Source organism: Pseudoalteromonas sp. Z9A4 (genome assembly GCF_011378845.1).
Lineage (GTDB): Bacteria > Pseudomonadota > Gammaproteobacteria > Enterobacterales > Alteromonadaceae > Pseudoalteromonas > Pseudoalteromonas arctica.
Map to the genome: position 1 here is coordinate 26,369 of NZ_WTLA01000031.1, position 13,961 is coordinate 40,329.

14 protein-coding genes are annotated in these 13,961 nt (G+C 39.8%); 9 read left to right on the forward strand and 5 right to left on the reverse strand.

Going from position 1 to position 13,961, the window contains the following annotated elements; all coding sequences use genetic code 11:
- Positions 1–85 precede the first annotated feature (85 nt).
- From hisS to der, 4 genes are all read left to right on the forward strand, one after another.
- Positions 86–1,366, forward strand: coding sequence for a histidine--tRNA ligase (gene hisS, locus GQR54_RS17155; protein WP_024591179.1), 1,281 nt, complete (start codon positions 86–88; stop codon positions 1,364–1,366).
- A 19-nt stretch (positions 1,367–1,385) separates the two neighbouring features.
- Positions 1,386–2,006 carry a tetratricopeptide repeat protein gene (locus tag GQR54_RS17160; protein WP_007583431.1) on the forward strand — a complete coding sequence of 207 codons (621 nt, stop codon included), beginning with the start codon at positions 1,386–1,388 and terminating at the stop codon, positions 2,004–2,006.
- 10 nt (positions 2,007–2,016) lie between these two features.
- Positions 2,017–3,195 (forward strand): outer membrane protein assembly factor BamB, encoded by a 1,179-nt coding sequence (bamB, locus tag GQR54_RS17165; RefSeq protein ID WP_165728755.1) that lies wholly within the window; start codon positions 2,017–2,019, stop codon positions 3,193–3,195.
- Between the two features lie 74 nt (positions 3,196–3,269).
- Positions 3,270–4,736, forward strand: coding sequence for a ribosome biogenesis GTPase Der (der, locus tag GQR54_RS17170; protein WP_024592997.1), 1,467 nt, complete (start codon positions 3,270–3,272; stop codon positions 4,734–4,736).
- 80 nt (positions 4,737–4,816) lie between these two features.
- Here der and GQR54_RS17175 read toward each other — a convergent pair whose 3' ends face one another.
- Together GQR54_RS17175 and GQR54_RS17180 are read right to left on the reverse strand one after the other, a co-directional pair.
- Positions 4,817–5,320 (reverse strand): zf-TFIIB domain-containing protein, encoded by a 504-nt coding sequence (locus GQR54_RS17175; protein ID WP_165728756.1) that lies wholly within the window; start codon positions 5,318–5,320, stop codon positions 4,817–4,819.
- A 41-nt stretch (positions 5,321–5,361) separates the two neighbouring features.
- The gene (locus tag GQR54_RS17180) at positions 5,362–5,949 is read right to left on the reverse strand and encodes a DUF4202 domain-containing protein (RefSeq protein WP_166379210.1); all 588 of its coding nucleotides are present in this window, start codon (positions 5,947–5,949) and stop codon (positions 5,362–5,364) included.
- A gap of 228 nt (positions 5,950–6,177) precedes the next feature.
- Between GQR54_RS17180 and GQR54_RS17185 the strand changes: the two genes are divergently transcribed.
- From GQR54_RS17185 to GQR54_RS17200, 4 genes are all read left to right on the forward strand, one after another.
- Positions 6,178–7,905 carry a DUF885 domain-containing protein gene (locus GQR54_RS17185; RefSeq protein WP_165728758.1) on the forward strand — a complete coding sequence of 576 codons (1,728 nt, stop codon included), beginning with the start codon at positions 6,178–6,180 and terminating at the stop codon, positions 7,903–7,905.
- A 50-nt stretch (positions 7,906–7,955) separates the two neighbouring features.
- Complete coding sequence (locus tag GQR54_RS17190; protein ID WP_165728759.1) at positions 7,956–8,663, forward strand: winged helix-turn-helix domain-containing protein; 708 nt, start codon at positions 7,956–7,958, stop codon at positions 8,661–8,663.
- 154 nt (positions 8,664–8,817) lie between these two features.
- Positions 8,818–9,156: a transcriptional regulator gene (locus tag GQR54_RS17195; RefSeq protein WP_165728760.1), complete on the forward strand. Its 339-nt coding sequence runs from the start codon at positions 8,818–8,820 to the stop codon at positions 9,154–9,156.
- A gap of 120 nt (positions 9,157–9,276) precedes the next feature.
- Positions 9,277–10,596, forward strand: coding sequence for a DASH family cryptochrome (locus GQR54_RS17200; protein WP_165740661.1), 1,320 nt, complete (start codon positions 9,277–9,279; stop codon positions 10,594–10,596).
- Between the two features lie 26 nt (positions 10,597–10,622).
- On the opposite strand, the gene GQR54_RS17205 is transcribed toward GQR54_RS17200, so the two are convergent.
- Complete coding sequence (locus GQR54_RS17205; protein WP_165740660.1) at positions 10,623–11,705, reverse strand: YeiH family protein; 1,083 nt, start codon at positions 11,703–11,705, stop codon at positions 10,623–10,625.
- A 121-nt stretch (positions 11,706–11,826) separates the two neighbouring features.
- Between GQR54_RS17205 and GQR54_RS17210 the strand changes: the two genes are divergently transcribed.
- On the forward strand, positions 11,827–12,705 hold the full coding sequence (locus tag GQR54_RS17210; protein WP_166379212.1) for a LysR substrate-binding domain-containing protein: 879 nt from the start codon (positions 11,827–11,829) through the stop codon (positions 12,703–12,705).
- Positions 12,706–12,770: 65 nt separating this feature from the next.
- On the opposite strand, the gene GQR54_RS17215 is transcribed toward GQR54_RS17210, so the two are convergent.
- Together GQR54_RS17215 and GQR54_RS17220 are read right to left on the reverse strand one after the other, a co-directional pair.
- Positions 12,771–13,157 (reverse strand): hypothetical protein, encoded by a 387-nt coding sequence (locus GQR54_RS17215; RefSeq protein WP_166379214.1) that lies wholly within the window; start codon positions 13,155–13,157, stop codon positions 12,771–12,773.
- Positions 13,158–13,373: 216 nt separating this feature from the next.
- A complete protein-coding gene (locus tag GQR54_RS17220; RefSeq protein ID WP_166379216.1) occupies positions 13,374–13,832 on the reverse strand; it encodes a thioredoxin family protein in 459 nt (152 codons plus the stop codon).
- Positions 13,833–13,961 lie beyond the last annotated feature (129 nt).

The following is a 13,961-nucleotide window of genomic DNA, read 5'->3' on the forward strand; positions in this document are numbered from 1 at the left end:
GGGTATATAATGACGGGTCAATTTTTAGCATTCTTGTTGTGTAAGCATTTTTTATTACACAAAAAACAGCATTTAGGATTTATCAGTGGCAAAACAAATTCAGGCAGTTCGCGGTATGAACGATTGTCTGCCGGGCGATACACAAGTTTGGCAGAAAGTAGAAAACATTTTACGCGAGACAGTAGCATCGTTCGGTTATCAAGAAATTCGTTTTCCTATTGTAGAATCAACCGACTTATTTAAACGCTCTATTGGTGAAGTTACCGATATAGTAGAAAAAGAAATGTACACCTTTGCCGATCGCAATGGCGACTTATTAACACTTCGCCCAGAAGGCACCGCAGTATGCGTACGTGCTGGCAACCAAAATGGCTTACTATACAATCAAGAACAACGCCTTTGGTACATGGGTCCAATGTTTCGTCACGAGCGTCCGCAAAAAGGTCGTTACCGCCAGTTTCACCAATTTGGTTTAGAAACATTTGGTATTGCTACAGCAGATATAGACGCAGAAGTTATTTTATTAACAGCGCAACTATGGGAAGCCTTTGGTATTACTGACCACGTTCGTTTAGAGCTAAATTCTCTAGGATCTAACGAAGCGCGTGCAGATTACCGTGATGCGTTAGTAGCCTACCTTGAGCAACACATTGATGTGCTTGATGAAGACTCAAAACGTCGTATGTATTCAAACCCACTACGCGTACTTGATAGCAAAAATCCAGACGTACAAGCAATTTTAACTGATGCACCTAAATTGTCTGAAAATTTAGATGCTGAATCAAAAGAACATTTTGAAAATTTATGTGAACGTTTAGACGCTGCTGGCGTCTCATATACGGTTAATGAAAAGTTAGTACGTGGTTTAGACTACTACAACCGCACTGTATTTGAATGGGTAACCGACAGTTTAGGTGCACAAGGCACTGTATGTGCTGGCGGACGTTACGATGGCTTAGTTGAACAACTTGGCGGCAAAGCAACGCCAGCAGTTGGTTTTGCAATGGGTCTAGAGCGCTTAGTATTATTACTACAAGCACTTGAGTGTGTAGGTGACATTCGTCGTAATGCTGATGTATATTTAGCAGCAATGGGCGACAAAGCAAGCATTCAAGCTCCTGCAATTGCAGCGCAACTACGTAAAGACGTACCGGGTTTACGCGTTATGGTACATGCGGGCGGCGGCAACTTTAAAAAACAATTAAAACGTGCTGATAAAAGCGATGCACTTGTTGCAGTGATTATTGGTGAAGATGAATTAGAAAAAGGCGTTGTGACCATCAAGTATTTACGCGAGCGTAAAGAACAAGTCACATTAGAATTAGAACAAGCTAAAGCGCTATTAGCTGAGCTTATTAACGGCTAAGCGAACATTAGAGGTAAGAATGGATATTTATTCAACAGAAGAACAACAAGCAGAAGCCATTAAACGCTTTTTCCGTGAAAACGGCATTTCACTTGCGCTAGGTATACTTGTTGGCCTAGGTGGCTTATATGGCTGGAAAGCATATAACCAAAACCAAATTACTACCGCTGAAAAAGCATCAGATTCATATACAGCGCTTGTTGAAAGCGATGATGTTTTATCTTCAGCTGATGCGTTTATTAGCGAAAATAAAGACACAAACTACGCAACACTTGCTGCATTCGTTGCTGCAAAAGACGCAGTAGAAGCGAAAAAACTAGACGTAGCAAGCGAAAAGCTAAGCTGGGTTGTGTCTAATACGCCAAATACAGAATTAAAAGCAATTGCGATTACACGTTTAGCACGTGTTCAAATTGCGCAAACTAAATATGACGATGCATTAACGACATTAAATGCACCATTACCTGAAGCGTTCAATGCAAACGTGGCCGAGCTTAAAGGCGACATTTACACTGAGCAAGGTAATAAAGATCAAGCACGTACTGCATACCAAGCAGCAATAGATGCGGGTGGATTAACAAGTAACCCACTATTACAAATTAAGTTAGATGACCTAGCAGTAACTAGCCCAGCGGCATAAGGTTTTAGGCATGAAAAAATTTACAACAGCAGCTCTTGCCCTATGTATGGCAACATTGATGGGTTGTTCATCAAGTGATGATGAAGATGAACTAGTACTTCCTGAAATTGTAAACCAATTTGAAACTGACGTTGTTTGGCAAGAATCTGTAGGTGATGGCGTAGAGCATTATTTTTCTCGTTTAACACCCGCAGTTTACAAAGATACTGTGTATGTTGCTAGCCGCGAAGGCCAAGTAGAAGCGCTTTCGCTTGATAATGGCGATACAAAATGGGAAACCGATGTACGCCAAGACTTATCATTTTGGCCTTGGGCTAACAACGGAAATGCAAAATTATCAGGTGGTATTTTGCAAGCCTATGGTAAAATTTATATAGGTTCTGAACACGGCTTTATTATTGCTCTTGATCGCGAAACCGGTGAAGAAGTTTGGCGTAAAAACGTACCAGGCGAATCACTGTCTAAACCAACAGCAGGCGATGGCTTAATATTTGTAAATTTAGGCTCTGGTAAATTGTTAGCCCTTCACCCAGATACAGGCGAAGAGCGTTGGAGCTTTGAACAAGAAGTTCCACCACTAACATTACGCGGACAAAGCTCGCCAACCGTTGCTAACGGTGGTGTATTAGTAGGCCTTGAAACAGGCAAGCTAAGCGTATTAATTTCAGACAGTGGTTACTCAGCATGGAGCGCAGAAATTGCGGTTGCTAAAGGCGCATCAGAATTTGAACGCCTAGTTGACGTAGACACTCAACCACTTATTAGCGGTCCATACGCTTACGCTATAGCTTACAACGGCAACTTAGCTGCTGTAGATATTCGCTCTGGCAATGTTGTATGGAAACGTGAGTACAGCAGCTACCGCGAAATTGCGATGGATGCACAAACAATTTATTTAGTAGATAGCGATGGTGTTATTTACGCATTAGATAAAAATTCAGGTATTGAACGTTGGAGCCAACCCGCTCTACGTGGTTGGTACCTAACAGGGCCTGCAGTTGCAGGTAGCCACTTAGCTTTAGGCGACCAAGAAGGTAACCTACATTGGCTAAATAAAGAAACTGGCGAGCTAGTATCTCGTGAAGACTTTGACAGCTCGGGCTTTTTTGTTGAGCCAGTTGTTGCCGACGATAAGCTAATTTTATACACCCGTGATGGTGAAGTTAGTATGGTAAAAATACCAAACTAAGTTACTAATAGTCATATGGTTTTTTTAAGGCTTCGCACTGCGAAGCCTTTTGTTGTTTTTTAAAGAGGTAGTTTATGCTTCCCGTGATCGCTCTAGTTGGGCGACCCAATGTGGGCAAATCCACATTATTTAACCGTTTAACACGTACTCGTGATGCACTCGTAGCCGATTTTCCAGGTTTAACACGAGATAGAAAATATGGCCAAGCTAGTTACGATGGCTATGAATTTATCGTGGTAGACACGGGCGGTATTGATGGCTCAGAAGAAGGCATCGAAATCGAAATGGCAGATCAATCTCTGCTAGCCATTGAAGAAGCCGACATTGTTCTGTTTTTAGTAGATGCTCGTGTAGGTATGACCGTAGCTGACCAAGCAATTGCTAATCACTTGCGCAAGCAAGATAAAAAGTGTTTTGTTGTTGCTAATAAAACCGATGGTATTGATGCAGATTCAAACTGTGCTGAATTTTACCAATTATCATTAGGTGAAATTCATCATATTGCTGCATCGCATGGCCGTGGTATTACGTTATTACTTGAGCAAACACTTCAGCCGCTTATTGCTGAATTAGCTGCACAAGACGAAGACGTAACAGGCGATGACGAAGAGCTTATTAATCTTTACGAAGAAGATGAAGACAGCGATACCGATCACCAGGCATTTGCAGACAAACCTGTAAAGCTTGCAATTATTGGTCGCCCTAACGTTGGTAAGTCAACGCTTACAAACCGTATACTGGGTGAAGATCGCGTAATTGTATACGACATGCCAGGTACAACACGTGACTCTATCTACATTCCGATGACTCGAAATGAAAAAGAGTATGTGTTAATTGACACCGCAGGTGTTCGTAAGCGTAAAAAAGTAAGTGACGTAGTTGAGAAGTTCTCAGTTATAAAAACGCTTCAAGCAATCGAAGATTGTAACGTTGTGTTATTGATTGTTGATGCTCGCGATGGTATTTCAGATCAAGATTTAAGCTTATTAGGCTTTGCGCTTAACTCAGGTCGTTCATTGGTAATTGCAGTGAACAAATGGGATGGCTTAGACGATTACGTTAAAGATCGTATTAAATCAGAGCTCGATCGCCGTTTAGGCTTTATTGACTTTGCACGCCTACACTTTATATCTGCACTACACGGTACAGGTGTTGGTCATTTATTCGAGTCTGTTGACGAAGCGTATGAATCAGCTACTAAACGTATAAGTACTGCAATGTTACGTCGTATTATGGACATGGCTCAAGCCGATCACCAGCCGCCACTTGTTCGTGGTCGTCGTGTTAAGCTCAAATATGCGCATGCCGGTGGTTATAACCCACCACGTATTGTTATTCACGGTAACCAAGTTAAAGATTTACCAGATAGTTATAAACGCTACCTGATGAACTACTACCGTAAAGCGCTTAAAATTATGGGCACACCTATTAAAATCGAATTTAGAGAAGGTGAAAACCCATTTGCTGGTCGTGTTAATAAAGTAACACTGTCGCAAAAGCGTAAAATACGTGCATTTGCTAAAGAAAACCGTAATAAATAAACTTTTCAAGCGTTAGTTTATTACAATAAAAACGGCGTACTTTTTAGTACGCCGTTTTTGTTTTAATATGTTATTAAGAGTTACAAACCAAGTAAAGCTAAGCGCACTAAGTTTTCCACCGTGGCTTCATGTGCACTTTTATTTTTATTAGTTGGCATAAACCTAGAAGTAGGTGATTTAATAGTTATAAAGCCATGATTGGTTGCCATTTCATGAGCTAATAGCTTTCGCTCTTTAGGTGTTAAATGGTTTTCGTGTATTTTTGCCAGTTCACCGCTATCAAGCCATATGCCTGCACAACCTGGGCATTCGTCTATTTCAACCACTTTAAGCGGTGAAAAATACCGGCGCATCATCACAATACTTGGGCATTTAGGACAATTTACTCGCATTGAGACATCGCCCTCACCTTCAATATAGTTACTTAAGTGTTTAAGTAATACCTGACCGTGCTTTAACTCTGGCGAGCTAAACTTAAAAATTTGGCTGTTATCAAAAAATACGCCACCTTGCACTGAAGTGTAAACAGTAATACCGCCAATTAATAACGGCTCAAGAGAGGCATTTGTACGTGGGCATAACATTCTAAAAATCCTTTTTATTTTAATACCTAGCTTACACTACTTTACTCAAGCGCTTTATGAATAAGCCCAACAAGTGGATCTGGTAATGTAATATTACCTGTAAGTACAAACTCATGGGCTTCATCTGACATTTTTTGCCATGTGCGGCGAATAATACCAATCCATTTTTCTTCATTGTAATCTGGTTTTGCATTGGCAAACCCAAGCATGTAGTGTTCAATAAACACCAAACTCGCTACATCTTCTACTAATTGGCTATCTGGATTGCGCTTAATATCTTTTTTAGCAACAGCGTTATAAACACGGTTTTGGTCCGTATCGTTAAACCCAGCTTGTTTCATTAATTCAACGGCTAGTGACGCATGAAAAATATAAAGTGCGCTGCGCCATTGATGATAACCCTGCTTGTTCATTTCAAAGTCACTACGTGGCGACTTCCAACGCTGAATATGCTGTGCACGCACTGCAACTTGCATGAGTTCATCGGCATCTGGTTTAAAACGAGTTAGCATTTCGCTCATACGCAAGCCGTATAAGCTTTCTTTTGGAAAGCTTTGCCCATTGTGCTGCTCAGTATTAGGGTCTTGGTTATTAGCTTCATCAATCAGCGTTATTACTTTATTAAACATGACGGTCTTTTATTGTAATTAGTTTTAATCATTCTAAACGCTGATAAAACAATAAACTAGTGGCCCACTCACTTCAGCGGTGAAATTTGTTCAATCAAAAAGTAAAACCAATTGATACTGGTTATAAAAGTAAGCGCATTAATAAAGTTAACTTGGTACTATATTAAAAACAAAAATGATAAATGTGCGTACACTAATAAAAATTAACGCGCTAAAAATGAGAATAATATGTTCAAAAAAACAATTTTAGCTATTTGCTTAGCTGTAGCATCACTGCCGAGCGCAGCCGATAGCAATGCAGATTTAAAAACCATTATTGATAACCATTGGCAAAATGCAAAAGCCGAAAAAATATTCTTTCGTACCGACCCTGATGGTTGGAAACCCAGTGGTACATTACCAAATTGGACCGAACAAGCCATTGCAAAGCGCCAAGCTTATAATAACAATGTATTAAAAAACTTAAGTAAAATAGATCCTAAAACGCTGAGCAGCTCGCAGTTAATGAACTACCGTTTATTTAAATACGAGCGAGAAACAGAGCAGCAAAGTTACCTTTTTCAAGATAAGTATTTTCAGGTTAACTTTTTAAGTGGCTGGCATACCTACTTTGCCGAAGCACCGGCTAATATGGCATTTTTAACACCTGATGATTACAACGCATTTTTAGTAAGCCTTGCCGACTACCCTCGCTTTAATCAAGAAAACATTAACTTGATGAAGGAAGGAATTGAACTGGGGTATACGCACTACTGCAAAACATTTGAAAATTACAGCCAGAGCATTAACGCTCATATAGTTAAGCAACCTGAAAACAGTGCCTTATACGAGCCTTTTACACGTATACCAAATACGTTTACAGCAGAGCAAAAGGCCACATACCAAAATAAAGCAAAAGCCTTAATTAGCTCAAAAGTAGTACCAGCTTATCAGCACTTTTACGACTTTTTTGAAAACGATTACATGCCTAACTGTAGAGCAGAGCCAGGTATTTCAAGCGTTAAAGGCGGGCTTGAGTATTATAAATATGCGGTAAATTATTACACCACAACCAATGCAACACCCAAGCAAATACACGAGCTTGGCTTAAAAGAAGTGGCGCGTATAAAAACGCAAATGCAAAACATTATTGATAAAGTAAGCTTTGATGGCACTTATGCTGAGTTTTTAGAATTTTTAGCAACCGATGAGCAATTTTACGCAACAGACGCGCAAGACTTGCTTGAAAAAACAGCTTTTATAACGCAAAAAATGTATGGCAAGTTACCCACCTACTTTGGCCATTTACCACGTAACACCTTTACAATAAAAGGCTCAGCGAGTCGTGGCGCGTTTTATATGCCACCGGCTGATAATCGCTCACCGGGTACTTATTTTTTAGCCTCAACACCTAAGCTACAACCTTTATATAATTTAGAAGCACTTAGCCTACACGAAGCAATACCAGGGCATCATTTACAAAACGCCATTGCAATGGAGTTAGACGTGCCCCAGTTTAGACGCACACTTAGCCACTCAGCATTTGGCGAAGGCTGGGCGCTTTACACCGAGCGCTTAGGCAAAGAAGCCGGCTTTTATCAAAACCCTTATAGCGACTTTGGTCGTTTAGGTTACGAAATGTGGCGCGCAGTGAGGCTTGTTGTTGATACAGGTATTCATGCATTTGGCTGGAGCCGCCAAAAGGCAATAGACTACTTGGCAGATCACACTGCATTGCCACAAAGCGCGGTGGAGGATCAAATAGATCGTTATATATCATGGCCAGGCCAAGCGCTTTCGTACAAAATGGGGGAGCTAAAAATACGCGAACTACGCGCAAAAGCTGAACAAGAACTAGGTGCTAAGTTTGATATTCGCAGCTTTCACGACACCGTAATCGGCCAAGGTTCATTGCCTATGTCAGTACTTGAGGATGTAATAAACGATTGGATAGCAGAGCAAAAATCAGCTATTTAACATTAAAGGAGGCGGTATTATTTACCGCCTCTTTCTAAATGGACTTTTTAATGAAACAAATCATTATTTTCATACCACTCATTTTATTTAGCAGCCAAGCTAATGCGTTTTGTTTAGACGCATCAAACTACATAGAGGGCGTAAAATATGGCGTTTGTGGGGAGCAAACAGATTCAATTTCCCTTACGCCTTATTTTATTATATGGATGCTTTTAAACGTGTTATTTGGGCAAATGCTTAATAAACCAAATATACACGTGGGATTTAAATATTTACTTTTTCTTTGTACGTTCCCACTGAGCCCGTTAGTACTATTAATGAATTTAACTGGAATGATGGTATCTCGCATTTATAAAAAACATTCAAACACCGCAAAAAACAAAGCCCAACCTAACCATGATTGCGCGGAACCTGTTATAGAAAAACCGAGCGTTAAGCAGCTAATAATTGGTGAGTACACTTTTGACAGCATGCAACAGGCCTTAATTAAAGAAGATAACCACTTCACATTAGAGCCTAAATGCATGCAGGTACTAAGCTATTTAGTTGAACAACAACCAAGGATAGTTAGCCTAGAAGAGTTACATAATAATGTATGGGAGAATCAAATAGTAACCGACACTGCAGTTAGGCGAGTTATTAGCAAACTACGTGTAGCCCTTAACGATAACGACACAAAAAACCCCAAATATATAAAGTCTGTAATGAAGCGAGGTTATCAGCTCATAGCAGAAGTTAAATCACAACCCACTGAATAGTAATGATTTATTAAAGTTATAACCGAGGTGATATCGTGGTTATAACTTTATAATAACTAGTTAACGGCTTTATTATCGTTATTTTTTACCTAACGTTTTAATTTATTTAGGCGCTGTAGAGCGACCCATAAAATTAAATAATTAAGGAAAAAATATGAAACATTTACTGCCGCTAGCACTATTATTAATTACAACATTAGTTACCATCAGTCTAATAGGTAATGCGCAATGTATTGAAATAGGTAACGCATCTATTGCCAGTATTTCATTCGGCACGTGTGATTTATCAAGCGCTAAAACAACGCTATCACCACTCGTTACTATTTTTTGGTTAGCAATGAATATGCTTTTTGCAATCATATTGCCTAAACCATCTATTGCTAAAAAGTACAAAATTGCTTTATTTATTTGTAGTTTACCGCTTAGCGTATTTGTGTATTTAATTGCTTATGTATCTATTAACCTCACTAACACGACCAAACCAGTTAAATAAAACCTAAGCAGGTGAGTAAGTAATACTTGCTCACCGCTTCATTACTAAAACTTGCAGCTGACTAATCCCTACCGGCTTTTGCTTCGTAAAGTTAATGATTAAAAAAACCTGAGCAAACCTATGAGCAAACGCATTTTATATTGGCTACAAAACGATTTACGCCTCACTGACAACACTATTTTTAGTGACCTTGCGTCGCAGCAATGCGCACTCGATATTGTATTTGTAATAAATCCGCATTGGTTCAAAAATAATAACTACCAACAAAAACCATATGGCGTGCATAAACAACAGTTTTTAATGCAAAGCTTATTTGAGCTACAGCAGACGCTTATTGAACGCGGACAAACACTGCACGTGCTTGAAGGTGAACCAATAGCGCTTTTAAAAGCGCGTATAAATGATCTAAACATTGATGAAGTTGTATTTAGCAAGCAAATCGGTTTGTACGAGCAACGCCAAATAAGTTTACTTAAAGCGCATTGCCCAAATACAGAATTTACAGGCGTGCTGCAAGACACCCTATTTAAACAAAGCGACCTACCTTTTAATTTAAACGAGCTGCCTAAAAGCTTTACGCCGTTTCGTAAAAAGGTAGAGGCAGCCAATATACCTATAACTCTCTCAATGTTACCTGAAGGTTTACTCCCTCAACCTATAACATTATGTGCGGCCAAACCAATTGAGCTTACTGAACATACTGATGACAACAACGCGATAATGCACGGCGGATTTAAAAGTGCGCAAGCTCATTTAGCGCAGTACTTTTCGGGCTTACTGCCAAGTACCTATAAAACAACTCGAAACGAGCTTGATGGCTTTAATAACACCACAAAATTTAGTACCTGGCTTGCCTTTGGCTGTGTAAGTGCACGGCAAGTTTATAAAGCGGTTGAAGAGTACGAACATAAACATATCGTCAACGAATCTACTTATTGGATTAAGTTTGAATTGCTATGGCGAGAGTATTTTAAATGGCATGCACTCAATGCGGGCAACAGCTTATTTAGCTTTAAAGGCCAAAAACAAACCAAACCCCTAACAACGTTTATGCCAAACCGCTTTGCTGCGTGGTGTAATGGCTCAACACCCTTCCCATTGGTCAATGCCATTATGAATGAGCTTAATGCCACTGGTTATATATCAAACCGAGCAAGGCAAGTTGCGGCAAGTTGTTTAGTTAACGAACTTGGCCTTGATTGGCGCTATGGCGCGGCTTATTTTGAACAGCAATTGATTGATTACGACGTAGCCGCAAACTGGGGCAACTGGCAATACATAGCGGGCGTAGGTGTAGATCCGCGTGGCGGTAGGCACTTTAATATTGAGAAGCAAACGTTACAGTTTGATCCGCTCGGTATTTACACTAATAAATGGCAAGGTAATAAAAATACCAGCGCGCAGCTGGATGACTTAAACGAAGTTGATTGGCCAATTTAAGCCAATCAACTTTTACCAAATAACGTTTAAAACAGCTCAGCAATACCTATATTAATGGCAAAGCCGCCTAACGTTAAAAACAAAAATAAACACAGTGCCAGTAACAGCGGTTTAATACCCGCTTGGCGAATTGCCCCAACATGTGTGCGTAAACCCAAAGCCACCATCGCAATGGTGAGTAATATATTATCAAACCAAACAACTGCGTTTGTAGTCACTTGAGGAATAATAGAGAGTGAATGCACACCACTGGCCACTATAAATAACACCGCAAACCAAGGGATAGTAATACCTGATTTATCGCCCTCACTGCTTGCTGCATCACCTGCTTTTGCTCTTTTTTTACTTTGCCAAAATGATAAACCCACTAAAAATGGCGCAAGCATCATCACTCTTAGCATTTTTTCTATTACTGCGGTGTCGGCCGCGTTAGCGCTTACCGCAGTGCCCGCTGCAACCACTTGCGCTACTTCATGAATGGTTGAGCCTACAAAAATACCGTATGCGTGTTCGCTCAATCCCATGTACTCAAACATTATTGGGTAGGCAAACATGCTTAGCGTACCAAACACCACCACCGTTGCTACCGCTACTGATACTTTATGCGCCTGTGCTTTTATAACAGGCTCGGTTGCCATCACCGCTGCAGCGCCACAAATAGAGCTACCCGCGCCAATTAATATAGTTGTTTGCTCATCTAGCTTAAATACACGTTTGCCAAGTTGAATTGCTAATATAAATGTACCAACAAGCATAACAATGTCAGTTAGTAAGCCACTCCAACCAACGCCCGCTACTTGCGTAAAGGTTATTCTAAAACCAAACAACACAACGCCCGCTTTGAGCAAAATACTTTTAGCGTAATCAACGCCCACATCGGTATGAGTCGCTATACCCGAAAAAATACTGTTACCCACAATAATACCAACCACAATACCAATAGTGAGTGAGCTAAATTGCGCAGTTTGCATTATTGGTAATTTACTAAGCGCAACAGAAACGCCCGCAAGTACAATAACCAGTAACATGCCAATCCACCAGCGAGAGTCACCATACTGTTTAGTGTTAACACCTAAAGGCTGTAACCCATTTTTAATAGCGCTAAGCATAATATTCCCTCAATCAAACAACTCTAATTAGTTGACTTCATTTTAATAAAGGCCAAAATATAACTCCAATATATTAAAATCATGATTCGATAACTTAAGGTTATGTAATTTGAGAGGCGCAATGAATTTACATGCACTTAGGGTGTTTTATACGGTAGCAAAGCTTGGTAGTTTTTCAAGCGCAGCCGAGGCGCTTTTTATAAGCCAACCTGCGGTATCTAAAGCGCTAAAAGAGCTTGAGTATCAATTAAATATTCAACTTATTGAACGTGCATCTAAAGGCAAAAAACTCACTTTAAGTGAAGGCGGGCAAGCGCTTTTTGAACATGCGCGTAGTATTTTTGCCATAGAAAAAGCCGCCATTGAAGATATTAAATCGCGCACAGGGCTTAAGCGCGGCACATTGGTTATAGGCACCAGCACCACCATTGCCAGCTATTGGCTGCCTCCTTACTTAGCTAAATTTTGCGCGCAGTACCCACATATAAAAGTAGAAGTACAAGTGGCTAATACTGCGCAAATTGAGCACGCACTACTTGAATGCACCATCGATTTAGCACTGGTTGAGGGCACACCCACCGAGCCACACATTATTAGTAAGCACTGGCAAAACGATTTAATGAGTGTGGTTATACCAAGCAATTTAAAACCCGCTAAAAATGTAAAAGCATGGTTAAACAATCAATTTTGGTTACTACGCGAACCTGGCTCGGGCACTTTAGAGGTGTCGGTTAAGTTATTACAGCAACACGGTATTACGGCAAAAAACTGTATGCAACTCGGAAGTAATGAAGCAATAGCAAGAGCAGTAGCACAAGGAATGGGCGTGGCTTTATTGCCTAATGTAGTCACTGAGGATTTAGTGCAGCTTGGTAAATTAACACGCCTGAGTCAAAAAAATAACGAGCAACTCTCTCGGCCACTGTATCAACTACATTATAAAGACAGGCCCTCTTCGCATGCTGCACAAGCATTCGGAAAAAGCCTGTTTAATGAATAATGTTTAATCTGAGCTGTAAGCCGAGTAAGAAAACGGTTGTGTAACATTAATCGCTTGTTGTGGTGTTACCTTAATTTATTATATATAAGCCAACTAGTTAAACCCATTGAAAGTACTAATAAATGAAGAACCAATGTTACACGATCAAACTCACTAAAAAGACTAAGTAAAAAAACTGGAAGTATACTTAAGATTAAAACTACAGGTAATTTAAATAAATTTAACTTTTGGAGTAATAAGCTAATAGGTAATCCGTAAATGAACATTAAAGGATAGAAATAAAATAAACTTCCCATCCCTATTGATACACCAAAACCAACATCTAAAATTAACGAACTCACAGAAGTATAGTTTTCTATGCCCGCATAAAAATAACAAAAACCAAGGATTGGTAACGCAATTAAAGGACTAAGAATCGCAGCAATCAAATTTTTACGGAGATCCTTAAACATATTAAGAAACACCATAACGAGCTTGTAGATTAATTAGTTTTTTATTTGTTTTAATTGATATGCAAACCATAGCTGAATTCCTATTTTTGCTCAGCCAAAGGGGGAAATTTTTGGCCTTTACACATTAAAGTATCAGGAGACTACTCATAGCAGCCCAACAGCTAACTTATAAACCTATTTGCTAAATCGTTAACCCCAAATACGAACAAGCTCTATTTACAAACCCTGCGTTAAATCTTGCGCCAATGTACCCGTTGGTTTTTCAATTACGCGTACTAACTCTTTGCCATTTTGTTTAACAATAAACGTTGGTGTGTATTGCAAGTCATTAGCCTGTGCAATGCCTGCATCGTCTTGCTTGTTGTAACCTACGGCCACATATTCAATGCTTGCAAGTTCAACTTTCGACGCATCAAGTAACTTAATCAGCTTTGGCACTTCGCGCTCACTGTCGTGGCACCACGTACCAAATAATACAATAAGCTCTTTGCCTTCTAGCTTTTGCATTAAAGCAATGTCTTGTGCTGTTGGTGTAAACGCTTTGTATTGCTCGTTAAACTTGTCGTAGTCGCTTAGCAGTGCTTGCGTACTTATCTCGCCCGAAAATGGCGCCGTAGCAGCGCAGCTTACAAGCGGCATGCTTAAAGCGCACAGTAATATTAATTGTTTAAACATAAAGTAGGTATTAATTTAGGTATTAATTTAGGTATTAAACCAGGGCAAGATCACGAACTTTACCTTGACTTAAAAGTATGATCTTATACTCCTTTTTTAAGGAGCATTCTCATGCTTGATATTCAGCTA